13 protein-coding genes are annotated in these 18,756 nt (G+C 63.6%); 2 read left to right on the plus strand and 11 right to left on the minus strand.

Features of this window, described 5'->3' with window-relative positions; genetic code table 11:
* Positions 1-48 precede the first annotated feature (48 nt).
* On the plus strand, positions 49-1,497 hold the full coding sequence (locus tag LCW13_RS14600; RefSeq protein WP_043333794.1) for a TrkH family potassium uptake protein: 1,449 nt from the start codon (positions 49-51) through the stop codon (positions 1,495-1,497).
* A gap of 89 nt (positions 1,498-1,586) precedes the next feature.
* Here LCW13_RS14600 and LCW13_RS14605 read toward each other — a convergent pair whose 3' ends face one another.
* From LCW13_RS14605 to LCW13_RS14650, 10 genes are all read right to left on the minus strand, one after another.
* A complete protein-coding gene (locus LCW13_RS14605; protein ID WP_225347276.1) occupies positions 1,587-2,498 on the minus strand; it encodes a tRNA-uridine aminocarboxypropyltransferase in 912 nt (303 codons plus the stop codon).
* Between the two features lie 99 nt (positions 2,499-2,597).
* Positions 2,598-3,542 (minus strand): bile acid:sodium symporter family protein, encoded by a 945-nt coding sequence (locus LCW13_RS14610; protein ID WP_043333793.1) that lies wholly within the window; start codon positions 3,540-3,542, stop codon positions 2,598-2,600.
* A gap of 82 nt (positions 3,543-3,624) precedes the next feature.
* Positions 3,625-4,377, minus strand: coding sequence for an SIR2 family NAD-dependent protein deacylase (locus tag LCW13_RS14615; RefSeq protein ID WP_225347277.1), 753 nt, complete (start codon positions 4,375-4,377; stop codon positions 3,625-3,627).
* 54 nt (positions 4,378-4,431) lie between these two features.
* Complete coding sequence (gene aceK / locus LCW13_RS14620) at positions 4,432-6,210, minus strand: bifunctional isocitrate dehydrogenase kinase/phosphatase (RefSeq protein WP_052384571.1); 1,779 nt, start codon at positions 6,208-6,210, stop codon at positions 4,432-4,434.
* A gap of 218 nt (positions 6,211-6,428) precedes the next feature.
* A complete protein-coding gene (ttcA, locus tag LCW13_RS14625; protein WP_225347278.1) occupies positions 6,429-7,394 on the minus strand; it encodes a tRNA 2-thiocytidine(32) synthetase TtcA in 966 nt (321 codons plus the stop codon).
* Positions 7,395-7,622: 228 nt separating this feature from the next.
* Complete coding sequence (locus tag LCW13_RS14630; RefSeq protein WP_043333792.1) at positions 7,623-7,844, minus strand: hypothetical protein; 222 nt, start codon at positions 7,842-7,844, stop codon at positions 7,623-7,625.
* A 507-nt stretch (positions 7,845-8,351) separates the two neighbouring features.
* Positions 8,352-8,996: a 3'-5' exonuclease gene (locus LCW13_RS14635; RefSeq protein ID WP_225347279.1), complete on the minus strand. Its 645-nt coding sequence runs from the start codon at positions 8,994-8,996 to the stop codon at positions 8,352-8,354.
* Between the two features lie 28 nt (positions 8,997-9,024).
* A complete protein-coding gene (locus LCW13_RS14640; RefSeq protein ID WP_225347280.1) occupies positions 9,025-10,995 on the minus strand; it encodes a DUF294 nucleotidyltransferase-like domain-containing protein in 1,971 nt (656 codons plus the stop codon).
* 152 nt (positions 10,996-11,147) lie between these two features.
* The gene (locus tag LCW13_RS14645; RefSeq protein WP_225347281.1) at positions 11,148-12,950 is read right to left on the minus strand and encodes a sodium:solute symporter family protein; all 1,803 of its coding nucleotides are present in this window, start codon (positions 12,948-12,950) and stop codon (positions 11,148-11,150) included.
* A gap of 90 nt (positions 12,951-13,040) precedes the next feature.
* On the minus strand, positions 13,041-13,298 hold the full coding sequence (locus LCW13_RS14650) for a DUF4212 domain-containing protein (RefSeq protein WP_225347282.1): 258 nt from the start codon (positions 13,296-13,298) through the stop codon (positions 13,041-13,043).
* Positions 13,299-13,851: 553 nt separating this feature from the next.
* Between LCW13_RS14650 and LCW13_RS14655 the strand changes: the two genes are divergently transcribed.
* Entirely contained in the window at positions 13,852-17,850 is a 3,999-nt protein-coding gene (locus LCW13_RS14655) for a hybrid sensor histidine kinase/response regulator (protein WP_225347283.1), read from the plus strand.
* A 145-nt stretch (positions 17,851-17,995) separates the two neighbouring features.
* Here the strand turns inward: LCW13_RS14655 and LCW13_RS14660 are convergent, their stop codons facing one another.
* Complete coding sequence (locus tag LCW13_RS14660) at positions 17,996-18,658, minus strand: response regulator (protein WP_043333788.1); 663 nt, start codon at positions 18,656-18,658, stop codon at positions 17,996-17,998.
* Between the last annotated feature and the right edge of the window lie 98 nt (positions 18,659-18,756).

Here is an 18,756-nt window from a genome sequence, read left to right on the forward strand (position 1 = left end):
GTCACTCGGCGGCCTCGCCACGCTGCGCCTCTCTCAGGGAGGCGCCGCATGAGCCTACGCGTGATCTCTCGCATCCTCGGTATCCTGCTGATGCTGTTCAGCCTGACGCTGGTGCCGCCGATGCTGATCTCGAGGGTCTTCGAGGACGACACCCTGAGCGCCTTCGCCGTGGCGATGGGCATCACCCTGCTGACCGGTTTTGCGCTCTTCTACCCCAATCGGCACGCCCGCAAGGAGCTGCGCAACCGCGATGGCTTCCTAATCACGGTGCTGTTCTGGACCGTGCTGGGGGCCTTCGGTTCCCTGCCCTTCCTGCTCGCCGAAGACCCGAACCTGACCATCATCGATGCCATGTTCGAGTCGTTCTCGGGGCTCACCACCACCGGCGCCACGGTGATGACGGGGCTCGATCTGCTGCCCCACTCCATCCTCTACTATCGCCAGCAGCTGCAATGGCTGGGCGGCATGGGGATCGTGGTGCTGGCGGTGGCGATCCTGCCGACACTCGGCATCGGTGGCATGCAGCTCTACCGCACCGAGATTCCCGGCCCGCTGAAGGATTCCAAGCTGACGCCGCGCATCACCGAGACGGCCAAGGCGCTGTGGTACATCTACGCCGCGCTGACGCTGGTGTGCTTCGCCAGTTACTGGGCGGCCGGCATGAGCTGGTTCGATGCCCTGGGCCACAGCTTCTCGACCGTCGCGGTCGGTGGCTTCTCGACCCACGACGCCAGCATCGGCTACTTCGACTCCGCCAGCATCGAGATGATCTGCGTGTTCTTCATGGTGGTGTCCTCGATCAGCTTCGGCCTGCACTTCGCCGCCTGGCGCGAGGGCCGCATCAGCCATTATCTGCGCGACCCGGAGACACGCTTCTTCCTGATCCTGCTGCTGATCCTGACCTGCGTCACCATCGCCGGCCTGCTGCTCACCGGCAGCTACGATGACAGCAAGGCACTGCGCCACGGCCTGTTCGAAGCCGTCTCGGTGGCCACCACCACCGGCTTCGGCGTCGCCGATTTCACCGGCTGGCCGGGCGTCTTGCCGATGATGCTGTTCATCGCCGCCTTCATCGGTGCCTGCTCCGGGTCCGCCGGTGGCGGCATGAAGGTCATCCGCATCCTGCTGATCCTCAAGCAGGGCGTGCGCGAGATCCATCGTCTTATCCACCCCAATGCCATCCTGTCGGTCAAGGTCGGCAAGATGCGCATCTCCGAGGGTGTGGCTGAAGCGGTGTGGGGCTTCTTCTCCGTCTACCTGATGCTGTTCGTGCTGATGATGCTGGGCATGCTGGCCACCGGGCTTGACCAGGTGACGGCGTGGTCAGCGGTCGGCTCGGCGCTCAACAATCTGGGGCCGGGGCTGGGTGAGGTCGCGACCCACTACGGCGATATCCCGGGGGCCGCCAAGGGCATCCTGATCCTCGCCATGCTGCTGGGACGCCTGGAGATCTTCACCATCCTGGTGCTGTTCACGCCGGCCTTCTGGCGGCGCTGACAGCCGCCAGCGTGCCGAGAGCATCACCTTGAACGCAAACGCCCCCGCCGGAGGACTCCGACGGGGGCGTTTTGGGTGTAGCGCTTCGACTATGACTCGCCAGTAGTGTCGTCACGGCGCGCCAGCAGGCGACGCATCGGCGCGGTCGGCTCCAGCACGTAGTGGATGCGGCTGGCACGATAGCAGTCGTTGAAGGCATCGAAGTAGTCATCCAGCACGCTGGCCGCGTTCTCCTCCCCCGCCTGACGCAGCAGCTCCGCCGCCACTTCCGCCGTGCACAGATGCGCCTCGGAGGCAGGCTTGCGCAGGTGATAGCGGGTCAGACGTTGAGTGTGCAGCGGCAGGACCGGCAGGCCGTCCAGATAGGGGCTCTTGCGGAAGATGCGCCGCGCCTGGCGCCAGGTGCCATCGAGCAGGATGAACACCGGAATGCGCGCCTCGCCACTGGCGGTATGCGTCGCCACATCAGCGCCGACGCCGGCGATGGCGTTCACGTCGACCACGCGGTCGGCGTAGTCGGGCTGGTCATCCGGGAAGATGATGAAGGGCTGATAGCGCTCATCTTCCAGCAGCGCCAGCAGACGCGGGTCCGGCTCGACGCGATACCAGCTGAAGACCTCGGTGCCCGCCAGCACATCCGAGATCAGCCGCCCGGTATTGGTCGGCTTGTAATGCTCCAGAGGATGGGTGATCAGCCAGAACTTGATCCGCGACTCGGCGGTGACCTGATAGGGACACAGGCAATTGAGCCTGGGCAGGCGGCACGCCTCACAGCGAATCACCTGACTGCCGCGCGCCTTGAACTCGCGGCGCGGATGCCGTCCGTGCCACGCCTCCGGCTCGCCACTGGGCAGCGTGGTGATGCCACTGCCTTCGCCTGGCGCGACGGTATCGATTGCCACAGCGTCGCCATCGACGCTGGAGGCGACAGCGGAAGCAGATTGAGGCGCACAGGCGGCGATATCGTCGCCATCAGCCGGCGGGGGGCGGGAATCACACATGATGAGCAGTCAGAACCAAAGAAAAAGGGACGCGCATTCTAGCATGCGCGCCCCTTTCTCCTATTCCTCTATCACAGCCCAGGCGGCCAACTTGCGGGATCAGACCTCGTAGCGGTGCTTGCTGCCGGTCACGAACTTGGGCGGACGACGCTTCCAGTAGCCTGCCAGCAGCGACCCCGAGACGTTGTGCCAGATGGAGAAGATCGCCCCCGGCAGCGCCGCCGTGGCGGAGAAGAACTGACTGGCCAGTGACGCCGCCAGGCCGGAATTCTGCATGCCGACCTCGATGGCGATGGTGCGCGAAGTGCGCTCATCCAGCCCGAAAAGACGCGACAGGCCATAGCCGGCGCTCAGGCCGATGGCATTGTGTGCCACGACCGCCAACGCGACCAGCGGGCCCAGCGTGGCGAGGCGCCCGACGTTGAGCGAGACCACGATGGCGATGATCAGCACGATGGCCAGCATGGCCAGACTCGCCAATGCCGACTCCCACTCGCGGATCAGATCACGCGCGAAGTGGTGCACGACCACGCCGAGCACGATGGGGGCGACCACCAGCTTGGCGATGCTCAGCAACATGCCGCTGACCGGCACGTTGATATCGGTGCCCAGCAGCCACCAGGTCAGCAGCGGCGTCATCACGATGGAGAGCAGCGTCGAGGCCATGGTCATCGAGACCGATAGCGCCACGTGTCCGCCGGCCAGCCAGGTCATCACGTTGGAGGAGGTTCCCCCTGCCGTGGCGCCGACCAGCACCATGCCCACCGTCAGCGCCGGGTCCAGCCCCAGCAGACGCGCGATCAGGAAGGCGGCCAGCGGCATCACGCTATATTGCAGCAGCAACCCAAGCGCGATCGGGCCGGGGCGACGTGCCACGCGTATGAAGTCGTCACGCGACAGGGTCAGGCCCATGGCGAACATGATCAGCGCCAGCAGAGGCTGAATGGTGTCCTTGAGCGCCACGAACGGCGTCGGTGCCACCACGGCGATGCCGGCAAAGACCAGCGCCCACAAGGGGAAGAAACGATTCAGCGTCTCGAACATGCTTTTCACTTTTCGGTCGCCCGGGGCATCGATTTCCCGGAAATTGCTGGCCCGCCTCCCATGGCAGGCCTGAAGGCGCGCATCATAACGTATCAGGCAGCCCCAGGTGGCCCTGATACAACCAATGGCGCACAAGGCGCGGTACCGCCTGACCGGCACTTTCGGCCAGCGGCAGCACGCCGGGCTCGGCCAGTTCATCGGCATTCGGGTCGACCAGCACGATGGGGGCATCCAGCGGCGCTGCTGCATAGAGGTTGGACGCCGGCATGACCTTGAGCGAGGTGCCGACGATCAACAGCAGGTCCGCCTCGGCGGCGATCTCCTCGGCGACCGCATAGAGCGGCACCGCCTCACCGAACCACACCACGTCCGGGCGCAGCTGACTGCCCTTGTCACACAGGTCTCCGAGGCGAATGCCGCCACGCGGCAAGGGGTAGCGCAGGCCGTGGTCGACGCTGGAGCGCGCCTTGAGAATCTCGCCGTGCAGATGCACGACCTCGCGCGAGCCTGCTCGCTCGTGGAGGTCGTCGATGTTCTGAGTGATGACCGAGACGCGAAAGCCGTGCTGCTCCAGCTCAGCCAACGCCTTGTGGGCCGCGTTGGGCCTGGCGCGGCGTACCTGGGTACGGCGGTCATCGTAGAAGCGCAGCACCTGCTGGGGGTCACGTCGGAAGGCCTGAGGCGTCGCGATGTCTTCCAGACGATGCTCTTCCCACAGGCCATCCTCGGCGCGGAAGGTGCGCAGGCCGCTCTCGGCACTGATGCCGGCGCCACTCAACACGACCAGATGGCGTCCGTGACGTGCACCGGGGTCCTTGAAGCCTTCACTACTCATCTAGCACTCTCTCTGGCGTTGGACAGGATCGAACAGCGGGCATGGCGATCACACTCAGTCATCGATGAAGTCCTGACTGCGATCGACACCGAAGCGCCGCTTGTTGCGATAGGGATAGACATCGATCACGCGCCCTTGCGCGATGGCGTCCTGCAGGCCACGCCACCAGCTGGCCTGGAAGATCTCGGGATGCAGCTCGTAGAACAGCTTGCGCAGCTGGATATCGGCAAACAGGAAGGGGCCGAACTCCTCGGGGAAGATGTCGTTGGGCCCCACCGAATACCAGGGCTCGCTGGCCAGTTCCTGCTCAGGGTAACGTGCCTCGGGAATCTCACGGAAGTTGCACTCGGTCAGGTAGCTGATCTCGTCGTAGTCATAGAAGACCACCCGCCCGTGGCGCGTGACGCCGAAGTTCTTGAGCAACATGTCGCCGGGGAAGATGTCAGCGGCAGCCAACTGCTTGATCGCATTGCCATAATCATTGAGCACCGCGCGGGTTTCCTCGGCGTCACACTCCTCGAGATACAGGTTGAGCGGCGTCATCATGCGCTCGGTATAGCAGTGACGGATCAGCACCTTGTTGCCGCGCAGGCTGATCGAGGAGCTGCACACCTCCAGCAACTCTTCAAGGCAGGCCGGGTCGAAGTGGTCCTTGCCGACGGTGAAGTTCGAGAATTCCTGCGTATCGGCCAGTCGCCCGACCCGATCATGGCGTTTGACCAGACGGTACTTCTCGCGCACCTGATCACGACTCATGTCCTTGCCGGGGGCGAAGCGGTCCTTGATCAGCTTGAACACCAGCCGGTAACTGGGCAGCACGAAGACCGCCATCACCATGCCGCGCACGCCCGGCGCGATGATGAACTGATCGGAGCGACTCGCCACATGCTGGTTGAGGCCGCGGAACAGTTCGGTCTTGCCATGCTTGTAGAAGCCGATGGCGGCGTACAGCTCGCCGATGGGCTTCTCGGGCATCAGGGTCTGCAGGAACCCGACCACCTCGCTGGGCACTTCGATCTCGACCTGGAAATAGGCCCGCGTGAAGGAGAAGATGATCGAGACCTCTTCCGGCTCGATGATCACGGTATCCAGATAGACGCCATCGCGCTCGGTATGCAGCACCGGCAACACCAGCGGCAGGGTCTGGCCGCCACCCTCGATGCGCCCGACCAGATAGGCCCCCTTGTTGCGATAGAAGACGCTGCGCAGCATCTCGAAGGCGGCGTCCGGCGCATCGCGCACCGCCTCAGGCAGCGTCGCGAGCAACATCTCGGCGCCCAGCGTCACATCGCGCCCCTGGTGCTCGAAGGCGATGCCCAGCGGCGCCTCGTTGAGCACGGATTCGAGTGCCCCGGCCCAGTCACCCTCGACCGGGACACGATGACTGATGCTCAAGCCGGAATGGCGTGCCGGCCCCTGGCGGGATGGCGAGACGAACATCCAGTCGTCGCGGATGTGGCGATGGGAAAACACGCTGCAGAAGATGGAGTTGTAGAAGGTCTCGGCCAGCTTGTAGTCAAGGCGTTGATCGATCAGCGCCATGTACTGCCGCTTGGCCTCGCCCCACAGGGTGCACTCGCACAGGCGGTCGGGCTCGAAGGCGCGCTCCAGCCGCTCCATGGTGGCGGCGACCTTCTCGTCGTAGAGGTTGATGCGCGCGGCGGAGGCCTGCTGTGCCTCACGCCAGTCGGCCTCGATGAAGCGTCGCCGCGCATCACTGGAGATCTGCTTGAAGCGTGATCGATATTCATCGAAGCCATGCAACACGGTCGCCGCCAGTCGCTGGCCCTGCTGGCCATTGCCGCGCTCGTCACTGTCCACATCATTGCCCATCGCCGCCTCCCTGCCCTTCAGTCACCTGACATGACCAAAGCATGCGGACTGTCGCGCCAGCAAGCGAGACGACAATGGTCGCGGGCCTTCAACCCTGACTCACGCTAGGTGCGCCATCCACCAGGGCCGGGATGGCAGCGGACCACCTGAAACGCAGAACGCCACCCCGCAAGCGAGGTGGCGTTCATGATGTCTGAGAATGGCCAGGGGCGCGTGGCTTACAGCTCATGCCCCAGCGAGGCCGCCGAGTCGGCCAGCGGCTTGACGCGGCGCTCGGCCTCGAACAGGTCATCGGCCATGCCGGCCTGCTCGGAACTCATGTCCAGCGCATCGATGCGCGAGGCCTGGAAGCGGTCACGCTGCTCATCCAGGCCGGCGAAATCGAACAGGTCGCGGTCCGCCAGGTGTGACGGCGCCACCGAGGTGACGGCATGAAACATGGTTTCCAGCCGCCCCGGATGCTTCTTCTCCCAGTCCTGCAGCATCTCCTTGACCACCTGACGCTGCAGATTCTCCTGCGAGCCGCACAGATTGCAGGGGATGATCGGAAACTCGCGGGCGCTGGAATAGGCCTCGATATCGGACTCACGGCAGTAGGCCAGCGGGCGAATCACGATATGGCGCTGGTCATCGGAGAGCAGCTTGGGCGGCATCGTCTTGAGCTTGCCACCGAAGAACATGTTCAGGAACAGCGTCTCGAGGATGTCATCGCGGTGGTGGCCGAGGGCGATCTTGGTCGCGCCGATCTCGGCGGCGAAGCCATACAGCGAGCCGCGACGCAGGCGCGAGCACAGCCCGCAGGTCGTCTTGCCCTCCGGCACCTTCTCCTTGACGATGGAATAGGTGTCGCGCTCGAGGATGTGGTACTCGACGCCCACCGACTCGAGCCATGCCGGCAGCACATGTTCCGGGAAGCCGGGCTGCTTCTGATCGAGATTCACTGCCACCAGCGTGAACTGCACCGGCGCATTGCGCTGCAGGTTCATCAGGATATCCAGCATGGTGTAGGAATCCTTGCCCCCGGACAGGCACACCATCACCTTGTCACCATCACGGATCATGCCGTAATCGGTGATGGCGGTACCGACATTGCGCCGCAGGCGCTTCTGCAACTTGTTCAGTTCGCGCTTGGCAGTGGCCGCATCAGTGGGGCTGGACGAAAGCTCGCTATCGGGTGTGAACATGGGGCATCAGGCTGGCAGTTTGGAAGGGCGCACAGTCTAGCATTGGCCAGTAGACGGTCACAGAGGCAGTGTGCTTCAGGCGGGGGTGCCTGCCCCTGTCGGGCCAGGTGGTGTGACGCCGACGCAAGATACGCCAACGCCCGCAGTCAGCGGGCGTTGGCGTGTGGCATGCACCGTGGGGAACAGCGGCGCTTGCAGGAAATCCGCGCTGGCTAGAACAGGCGCAGGCTAGAACAGACGCAGCACTTCCAGATAGCGGATCACCACCCCGCCCAGCATCACGAGGATACCGAAGCGTTGCAGTCTGAATTCAAGCGCAGTGAGCGCAAGCTTGCGTGACCAGAACATCAGCACACCGCGCATGTCCTGTGTCCGGCGAATATAGAGGCCGTAGGCAAACAGCACGATGGCCAGGCCAAGAATCAACAGCGTATTGGTCGCGATCAGCATGTCGCACCTCGTGGGCAAGTACCCCTGAGTCATAAGGAAGGCAATCGTGGGCGGATGCCTTATCTGAAGCCGGGCCCCGGGCAGATGCCCGGGGCCCGACAGTCATCACCTGGCGCAGTGATGACGATCCTGAAGAGAATGATTCCGTCCTCAGGCCTGACAGAGGCTGGCTGACAGCAGGTCCTTGTCACGCATGGCCTTTGCTCGCTGTCGCCGCTTCATTATGGTTATCAAAGCTGCTCGGTCTTGCATCCTGCATGGCTTGGCCGTCCTGCTGGCCGGTAGTGCACTGGCGTGTAATCAGAGTCGACCTCTCGCCGCAGTGGGCGTGTCGTATGGCTGCCAGTGTGGACAAAGGCAGTGAGCCGGGCCATTGGACATTCCGGCAACAGACCTTGGAATAATAGCCTTGAGGATGATGTCGGCTGATGAGACGTCTGATACCGGGCCTGACACGCATCCAGCGCCTGCCCAGCCCCTGCCATAAGCTCCTGACACAAGCCCCGCTCAGGCCTGGCTGGCCAGCGAGGGCGACAGCGGTGCCTGCATCAGGCGCTGCGCCATCAGCGCACTGGTCACGGCGTCCCCCAGCGCGCTGTGGCGACCGATCACCGGCACGCCGAGGGCATCGGCCATCGCCTCGAAGCGCAGGTCCGGGGCGGCGTCCGGCTGCTCATGCTTGCAGCGCCGGGCGTAATCGCGCGCCAGATCATGACGCTGGTTGGGCAGGTCAAAGCCGAAGCGTGGCCGCAGGTGACGGTTGATCACCGCGACATCGAAGTCGATGCACCAGCCCACCAGCGGACGATTGCCGATGAACTCCAGCAGCTGTCGCAGCGCATCGCCCAGCGCTTCTCCGCCATGCAGATCGATACCGCGCAGACGATGGATGCGGATCGAGTCGCCCTGCAGCCCTTGCGGGCATTGCAGATAGAGCGACAGCGCGCTGGAGGTATGGATATGGCGCGCATCGAAATGCACCGCCGCCAGCGAGACCAGCTCGGCGTGGCCGACATCGAGACTGGTGGTCTCGCAGTCCAGCGCCACACGCTCCCCGCCCCGCTCGGCGATATGCCAGGGACGAAAGAGCTCGGCGAACTCTCCCTGCGCATGACGACGACGATCACTGGCGCGTCTCAGTTGTTCGAACATGCCACCTCCCCTCGGCCTTGAGGCCGGTTCAGTATTCCAGGTGATAACGATGTGACAGGCGCTGCTTGAAGTCCTTGACCCGACTCAGGGCATCGCGCAAAAGATCACGCTCCAACGAGGACAACGACTGGGTGATGATCAGGTTGCGACTCCCCGCCTCCCGCGTCGCCGTGGTCTGCTCCTGGCCATCCTTTCGTGAGTCGCTGGCCCCGCCGGCGGCAGCGCCATGTTCGTCCTCTTCCAGATGGCGCAGCTGCTGGCGCAGACGCAACTCGGCAAACAGCGACAGTGCCTCGGCAAGGTCGGCGCTGTCGCTGGCCTCGATACGCCCATCACTGACCAGCGCCTCAAGCCGCGCGAAGGTGCCGGTGGCCATCACTCCGCGTTCCAGCGCCATGGTGCGAACGCCATGCACGATGGGGAAGATGCCGCCCTTCTTGATATCGATGCCGTGACGCGGCGAGCGCAAGGAGCCGAACAGCGTCAGCGGGGTCGAGAAATGCAGCGCCGGGCGCGCGAAGTGCGACAGCAGCAGTTCATCGCGCGTGGCGTGGCGCACCAGGTGGCCGCGCAAGCTGTCGACCAGCGCTTCATTGCCGCCGCTGGCGCGCGCATCGAAGACGATGGCCAGATTCATCAGCGCCTCGCCATCGCGTCCGGCGCACCAGCGCGCGATCTTGCCGCGCCAGCGCGACTCGGTGGCGACCCACTCCGGATTGGAGACCATGATGTTGCCCGGGCATGGTGGATAGCCGAGACCGGCCAGGGCGTCACTGAAGCGCTGCAGGGTGTCCTCGTTTTCGGGCCACTGGTGGCCATCGGCGATGATCAGCCCATTGTCCTGATCGGTCTTGAGGATCTGTTCGCCGCGCCCTTCGCTGCCCATCAGCATCAGGCAACTCGAGGCCCGGTGCTCCTCCTCCACCAGCATGGCGAAGGTGCGCTCGATCAGGCGCCCGTTGAGCGCACTCAACAGCGCCATCGCATGGCGCATGTGGACTCCCTGCATCGCCAGCGCCCTGACCATTTCCGGCAGACGCGCACTGGCCTGCTCAAGCGCCGCCATGTCAGAGGCGCGCTCGATCTCGAGACTCACGAGCTGACTGCGATTGGAGAAGAACCCCAGCACGTCGGTCAGCTCGATGACCCCGACGACCGCCGCGTCAGGCGTCAGGCGCTCCTTGACCACGACCCGCGCGACCCGGTGGCGGGTCATCTGCACCAGCGCCTGGAACAGATACTCCTCCGCCGTGACCGCCACCAGCGCAAAGCTGCCCAGCGAGGCGAGCGGATGATTGGCAGCCAAGCCCTGGATCACCAGCGCATTGAGCAGGTCCGTGCGTGTCACCACGCCCTGACGGCCCTCGACAGAGATGATCAGGCTGTCCGCCCCCGCCGTCTGCATGGCCTTGACGCCCTGCTCGATACTGGCGCTGGCCGCCAGCTTGAGCGGCGGACGCATGCAGTCCATCACCCGCGCCAGCATGAAGCCCGCCTGGTCGCGACTCGCGCCCTGACGGGTGTCACGCTGCGCCGCCAGCAGCCGCGCCTTGTCACTCAGGCTGTGCTGGAAGTACTCACCGAAGGCAGGACACTCGTCGCACAGCGAGAAGAACAGCTCTGCGGGCAGCTGATAGCACAGCGTCTCCTGCTCGCAGACGAAGCGGGTGCGGCAATGGCCATTGAGCAGCGTCAGCGCCCCGAACAGGTCCCCCGCGGTGTAATGACCGATGCGCAGGCTGACCCAGGCATCCAGTCCCTCGCGCTGCGCCTTGTCGAGCGTGGCAGCGTCCGGCAGTGCCGAATCGGCGGCCAGTTCCGCCACCTCGCCCTTGTGAATGATGTAGACCGCCTCACCGACGGCCCCCGGCACCAGCGGCTGCGCCAGCGCCTCGAAATAGTGAAGATCCACCCCTTCGGCCAGCCGTTGCCGAAGACGCTCATCCAGCAGACTGAACGGCGGCTCCTCGAACGCGATATCCACCAGTGACGCTTGCATGACAGCGACTCCCCTCTGCGCGTGCAGCGCTGATCGATGCACGAGCCCTCAAACCACGAGGCCCCGCCTGCAGGTGCAAGACGGGGCTTCGGGAAACGGGGGCCTGTTCGCACCGATGCTGCGTGCTGCGCGAACAGGCCCTGCTGCCTGAATCAGTGATCCACTGCTGTTCCGGCCCCGCGCGGAACACGAATGTCCTCGACGATATGCTGGATGTGCTCGGGCGGCGGCGGAGTCATCTTGCAGACGATGACCGCGACGACGAAGTTGAGCACCATGCCCAGCGAGCCGATCCCCTCCGGTGACACACCCAGCAACCAGTTCTCGGCGCTGTTGAGTTCCGGCGAGATGAACTTGAAGTAGACGATGTAGCTGAAGGTGAAGACCAGGCCGACCAGCATGCCCGCGATGGCACCTTCCTTGTTCATGCGCTTGGAGAAGATCCCCAGCAGGATGACCGGGAAGAAGCTCGATGCCGCAAGCCCGAAGGCAAAGGCCACCACCTGCGCCACGAAGCCTGGCGGATTGATGCCGAAGTAACCGGCGATCACGATGGCCACGGCCGCCGCCATGCGTGCCGCCATCAGCTCCTGCTTCTCGCTGATGTCTGGCTTGAAGGTCTTCTTGAGCAGGTCATGCGAGATGGCCGACGAGATGACCAGCAACAGACCGGCCGCCGTCGAGAGTGCTGCCGCCACCCCACCCGCCGCCACCAGTGCGATGACCCATGCCGGCAGGTTGCCGATCTCCGGGTTGGCCAGCACGATGATGTCGCGATCGATGTAGACCTCGCTCTCGTTGTCGGTAGGCGTGTTGCTCACCAGACGCTGACCGTACTCACCGCGGGCCGCCTGGCTGTCGGCGCTGCCTTCGTAGCTCGGCTTGCCCGCGAAGGGATCACCGCCACGCATCTGGATGATGCCGTCGCCATTCTTGTCGACCCAGCCGATCAGCCCGGTGTTCTCCCAGTTGTAGAACCAGCCCGGCAGCTCCTCATAGGCCGTCTCGTTGACGGTCTCGACCAGATTCACCCGCGCGAAGGCACCCACGGCCGGCGCAGTGGTGTAGAGCAGTGCGATGAAGAACAGCGCCCAACCTGCGGAGATACGTGCATCCTTGACCGTCGGCACCGTGAAGAAGCGCACGATGACGTGGGGCAGACCCGCGGTACCGCACATCAGCGCGGCGGTGATGAAGAAGACATCGATGGTGGACTTGGAACCCTCGGTGTATTCGCGGAAGCCGAGATCGGTCACCACCTGATCGAGCTTTTGCAGCAGGTAGACGCCGGTGTCATTGCCCTGGGCATCGACCAGGGTGCCGCCGAAGCCGGTCTGCGGCAGCACGTGGCCCGTCATCATGATCGACAGGAACACCGCCGGCACCAGGAAGGCGAAGATCAGCACGCAGTACTGGGCCACCTGGGTATAGGTGATGCCCTTCATGCCGCCGAGTACCGCATAGAAGAAGACGATCGCCATGCCGATCACCACGCCGACGTTCACGTCCACCTCGAGAAAGCGCGCGAAGACGATGCCGGTACCGCGCATCTGGCCGGCGACATAGGTGAAGGAAATGAAGATGACGCAGACCACCGCCACGGTGCGCGCGACGCTGGAGTAGTAACGGTCACCGACGAAGTCCGGCACCGTGAACTTGCCGAACTTGCGCAGGTACGGCGCCAGCAGCATGGCCAGCAGGACGTAGCCGCCGGTCCAGCCCATCAGGTAGACGGAGGCGTCATAGCCGACATAGGCGATGATGCCCGCCATCGAGATGAACGAGGCCGCCGACATCCAGTCAGCGGCGGTCGCTGCCCCGTTGGCGATGGGGTGAACGCCACCCCCGGCGACATAGAATTCCTTGGTGGAACCGGCTCGCGACCACACCGCGATCCCGATATAGAGCGCAAATGACGCGCCCACGAACAGATAGGTCAGCAGTTGAACATCCATTGGCAGTGTCCTTGGCGATGTCGATCATATTGTTCTTATTCACACAACGGCGCGTCACGACGAGCGGCCTGTGCCCGGCGTGTCACTGACTCATTGCTCGTGAACATCGAAGCACTCATCGAGCTTGTTCATCGAACGGGCATACAGAATGATCAGCGCGAGGAAGAAGTAGATAGCCCCCTGTTGCGCAAACCAGAAGCCCAGCTTGAAACCGAAGAACTGGATGTTGTTCAGCACGTCCACCAGCAATATCCCGCATCCATAGGACACCACGAACCAGACCACGAGATAGCCCATGATCAGTTTGATATTGGCGGACCAATACGCCTTGGCATTCGCTTCCTTCATGATGGTGTTCTCGCATTGTTATTGTGATTGGCGAAGTGGAGTGATTGGCGATCCGGAGATCGATGACCACCCGTCAGCGGATGATCCTTTCTCGGCGGTTGATGGGTATTTCCTGCACCTTTCAAGGCATGACAGGAAACTTGGCGACTCGAATCTGACAGTAGACAAGGCCCTGCAACGTTGCAGGCTGACTTTAGTCGAGAATGTCAGTCACCCCTGATGGAGCAAAGTTGAGAACGATACAATTCATTTTAAATCAACAAGTTGATTAATATCCTAAAGATGCAATCCCTTGGTCTATTGGCCAAATGGGCGAAGAATGACCGGCGAAAGCTTCGGCGTATTGCGCGCATGACATTGGCCGATGCCAGCAAATAGGCCCGTTGTGCAGACGCCATTTACCGCTTCTTGAGGGCAGCCAGCGAGGCGTCTGCATGGCAATGGATGACACAGCCTCTTCCCCACGACGCTCAAGACGCCGAGTCTGTCATGCACAATGCTTGGGACTCGTGGCGGGGCTGCGTAGAATGGCGCTTCCAGAGAGGAGAGCGACATGTTCCAGGGTTGGTGGCTGATCGCAGTGGCACTCGCATATATCGCGGTGCTGTTCACGATTGCATGGCGGGGGGATCGCAACGCCAAGAAACACGGGTCGCCGAATCGGCGCCCAGCGGTCTACAGTCTGGGGCTTGCGGTCTACTGCACCAGCTGGACCTTCTACGGTAGCGTCGGGCAGGCCGCGACCAGCGGCTGGAGTTATCTGAGCATCTTCATCGGGCCGATTCTGGCCTGTCTGCTGTTCTGGCCGATCCTGCTCAAGATGATTCGGGTCGCCAAGCGCCAGAACATCACCTCGATTGCCGACTTCATCGCCTCGCGCTACGGCAAGACACAGTCGCTGGCGGTGTTCGCCTCGCTGGTGGCTTTGGTCGGCACCCTGCCCTACATCGCCCTGCAGCTGAAGGCCGTCTCGAGTGCCTATCAGGTACTCACCGACACCAGCGATGTCACACGAACCGCCTGGCTGGGCGATACCGCCTTCTATGTCGCGGCGATCATGGCGCTGTTCGCCATCCTGTTCGGCACCCGCCACACCGACGCCACCGAGCACCATGTCGGCCTGTTGCAGGCGATCGCCTTCGAATCGCTGGTCAAGCTGGTCGCCTTCCTGACCCTGGGCGTCTATGTCACCTGGGGCATGTTCAATGGCCTGGGCGATCTGTTCACCAAGGCCGATACCTATCTGGAGCTGCAGCAGCAGCTGGAGACCCAGACCTTCGGCACCGGCTTCTGGGCCCAGACCCTCTTGGCGATGCTGGCGATCTTCTGCCTGCCGCGTCAGTTCCACGTCGCGGTGGTCGAGAACACCCACCACGATGACGCCCGGCGTGCGCGCTGGATGTTCCCGATCTATCTGGTCGCCATCTCCTTCTTCGTGCTGCCGATCGCCGCCGCCGGCCTGACCATGTTCCCCGATGGTTCGGTGTCACCGGACAGCTTCGTGCTGGCGCTGCCGATGGCGGCGGACCAGACCTGGCTGACCCTGCTGACCTTCATCGGCGGCTTCTCCGCCGCCACCGGCATGGTGATCGTCGCCGCCGTCGCGGTCTCGATCATGATCTCCAACGAGATCGTGATTCCGCTGTTGTTCCGTCTGCGCTGGTTCGATACCGAGGCGCGCGACTACAGCCATATCGTGTTGCTGGCGCGCCGTCTGACCATCGTGATGATCCTGGCGCTGGCCTACGGCTTCTATCTGCTGATCGCCGAATATAGCACCCTCTCGGCCATCGGCTTGCTGTCGTTTGCCGCCGTCGCCCAGTTCGCACCCTCGCTGATGGGTGGCCTCTACTGGAAGCGCGGCAATCGCCTCGGCGTCATCGTCGGCCTGAATGTCGGCTTCGCGGTCTGGGCCTGGACCCTGCTCGTGCCGGCACTGGCACAGGCGGGCCTGATGCCGACCGAGATCGTCAATCATGGCCCGCTGGGCATCGACTGGCTGTCGCCGCATGGCCTGTTCGGCTTCCGCTTCAATGACCCGCTGACCCACGGCGTGATGCTGTCGCTCGGCCTGAACCTGTTCTGCTACATCTTCGTCTCGCAGATGACGCCGCAGCGCGTCGTCGAGCGCATCCAGGCCTCGCTGTTCGTCGACAGTGTCGAGACCCGCCAGACCAGCGTCTCGCGCCCCTGGACCGGCTCCACCTCCGTCTCGGACCTGCGCGTCCTGTGCGAACGCTTCCTCAGCCACGAGCAGGTCGAGCGCGCCTTCGAGGACTACGCACGCCGCAGTGGCCAGCCGCTGGAGCTGCATGCACGCGCCTCCATCGACCTGATCCAGTTCACCGAACGCTTCCTGGCCTCGGTACTCGGTGCCTCCTCGGCACGCATCGTCGTCAACTCGGCGCTGCAGGGTCGCGGCATCGGCATCTCGGATGTCATCTCTATCGTCGATGAAGCCTCGCAGGTGCTCGAATTCAATCGCGCCCTGCTGCAGGCGACCATCGAGAACATCCACCAGGGCATCAGCGTGGTCGACCAGCACATGCGCCTGGTGGTGTGGAACCAGCGCTACCTGGACATGTTCCGCTTCCCTGACAACCTGATCCGGGTCGGCGCGCCCATCGATCGCATCTTCCGCTACAACGCCCACAACGGCGAATACGGCCCGGGCGACCCCGAAGAGCACGTCGACCAGCTGCTGGATGCCATCCGCAACGGCGAGCCGCACCGCTACGTGCGCTATCGCCAGGATGACAGCGTGATGGAGATCCAGGGCAACCCGATGCCCGGTGGCGGCTTTGTCTACACCTATCAGGACATCACCCAGCAGAAGCGCACCGAAGAGGCGTTGATCCGCTCGGAAAACAACATCCGCATCTACACCGACAACGTGCCGGCGCTGATCGCCTACTTCGACAAGGAGTGTCGCTACCTCTTCACCAACCGTGCCTATGAAGCGGTAATGGGCATCGACCGTACCGCCGTGATCGGCGAGCCCGCCGAAGAGGCGATGCCGGAAGACATCTATCGCCAACGCGCGCCGTGGATGACGCGCGCGCTGTCCGGTGAGCGCGTCTCCTTCGAGATCTCGCTGGAAGCCCCGGAAGGCGGCGTGCGCTACATGCTGGTCACCTATACGCCGCACTTCAGCACCAAGGGCAACATCCTCGGCTTCTTCGCGCTCTATCAGGACATCACCGAGCGACGCCTGGCGGAGATCGCCCTCAAGGAGACCAACGAGAACCTGGAGGAACGCGTGCGCGTGCGTACCCAGGAGCTCTCACAGGTCAACGAGGCCCTGCGCACCGAGAACCGCGTGCGCGCCGAGGCCGAGCAGGCACTGCGTCAGGCCAAGCAGCTGGCCGAGGATGCCAACGCCTCCAAGACACGCTTCCTGGCCGCGGCCAGCCATGACCTGCTGCAGCCACTGAATGCGGCGCGTCTGTTCACCTCTGCCCTCGCCCAGCAGGTCGAAGGCGAGATGAAGACCACCACCAATCACATCGACAACTCGCTGCAGGCCGCCGAGGAACTGCTCAGCACCCTGCTCGACATCTCCAAGCTGGATGCCGGGGCACTGGCGCCACGCCGCAGCGTGTTCCGCCTCTCCGACATCCTCAAGCCGCTCAAGGCCGAGTTCGAAGTAATGGCGGAAGATCGCGGACTGGACCTGAAGGTGGTGATGACGCAGCTGGCAGTGGATTCCGATGGTCAGATGCTCAGACGCATCGTGCAGAACTTCCTCTCCAACGCGGTGCGCTATACCCGCCAAGGGCATGTGCTGCTGGGCTGCCGCCGTCTGGGCGATCGCATTCGCATCGAGGTCTGGGACACCGGTCCCGGCATTCCCGAGTCGAAGCTGACCGAGATCTTCCAGGAATTCCGGCGTCTCGATCAGACCGAGCGTCACAAGGAAAGCGAGAAGGGTCTCGGCCTGGGACTGTCGATCGCCGAACGCATGAGCCGGGTGCTCGACCACCCGATCACGGTGCGCAGCTGGGTCGGCATCGGCACCGTCTTCGCCGTCAGCGTGCCGATCAGCAAGGAGCTGCCGGCGGCCGAGCTGCCGGATGCCGTGCCGGCTCGCAAGCGCGCCGGCAACAAGCTGACCGGCACTCGTGTCCTGTGCATCGACAACGAGAGCCTGATTCTCGAGGGCATGAAGGCAATGCTGTCCGGCTGGGGCTGCGAGGTGTTCACGGCGACCTCGATCGGCGGCGCCAAGTCGGTGATCCGCAACCTGGATGGTGATCCGGATGCCATCCTCGCCGACTACCACCTCGACAACGAGGTGACTGGCCTGATGGCGCTGGATGCACTGGATGAACGTCTGGCGGGCTCGGTACCGGGCATCGTGATCACCGCTGACCGCACCGATGAGGTCGCCGAGGAAGTACGCCGTGCGGGCTATCACCTGCTGCTCAAGCCGGTACGACCCGCCGCACTGCGTGCGCTGCTGACGCGCACCCTGCAGGCCAACCGCGCCGAGAAGCACACCAGTGGCGCGAGTAATGCCCCCGACGCCGCGGCGGATGACCCAGCCCCCTGATCAGGCGGGCTGGCCTGTCGCTCTTTCGCCCCTAACTCTTTTATCCATGACGCAAAAAGCCCGCCCTGTCAGCGACAGGGCGGGCTTTTTGCGGCTTGAAGGCGCGACTCTCGAGGAGAGCCTCAGCTCAAGCGCTGACGCAGGATCAGGAGCGGACTTTCGGCGGCTCGACTTCCAGACGCTGGGCCGCGATGACGGCCTGGGTGCGCGAATGCACGCCCAGCTTGCGCAGAATGGCGGTCACGTGGGCCTTGATGGTGGCCTCGGACACATTCAGCTCATAGGCGATCTGCTTGTTGAGCAGACCTTCCGTCAGCATGTTGAGCACGCGGAACTGCTGCGGCGTCAGTGACGCGATCGCCTCGGCGAAGCGCGATTCATCCTCGGAAGACTCGCCCATGGCCTCGGCGATATCCGTCGGCAGCCAGACCTCACCTTCGAGGATCTCGCCGATGGCTTCGGCGATGACGTCGAGGCTGGCGGACTTGGGAATGAAGCCGGAGGCCCCATAATCGATGGCGCGGCGCACCACGTAGGGCTCCTCGCTACCGGACACGACCGCCACCGGGATGTCCGGTGTCTGGCCACGCAACTGGATCAGACCGGAGAAGCCGTGGGCTCCCGGCATGTGCAGGTCCAACAGGATCAGGTCGGCATCGGGATGGCGGGCAACGACTTCGTTGGTCGCTTCCATGCTGTCAGCCTCGACGATCTCCGCCTGAGAGGCGACTTGTCTAAGCGCCTGGGTCAGTGCGGCACGAAAGAGCGGGTGATCGTCTGCAACGATGAACTTCTGGGCAAAGGCCATTGAGTCTCCTCCAAAACCCCGATGGTGATCATCACCGACCTTCCTGGCCGGTCAACAATCGCCGTTATTTTCTGGCATGTTACCCCATAAAACGTGCG

It is taken from the genome of Cobetia amphilecti, assembly GCF_020217465.1.
Lineage (GTDB): Bacteria > Pseudomonadota > Gammaproteobacteria > Pseudomonadales > Halomonadaceae > Cobetia > Cobetia amphilecti.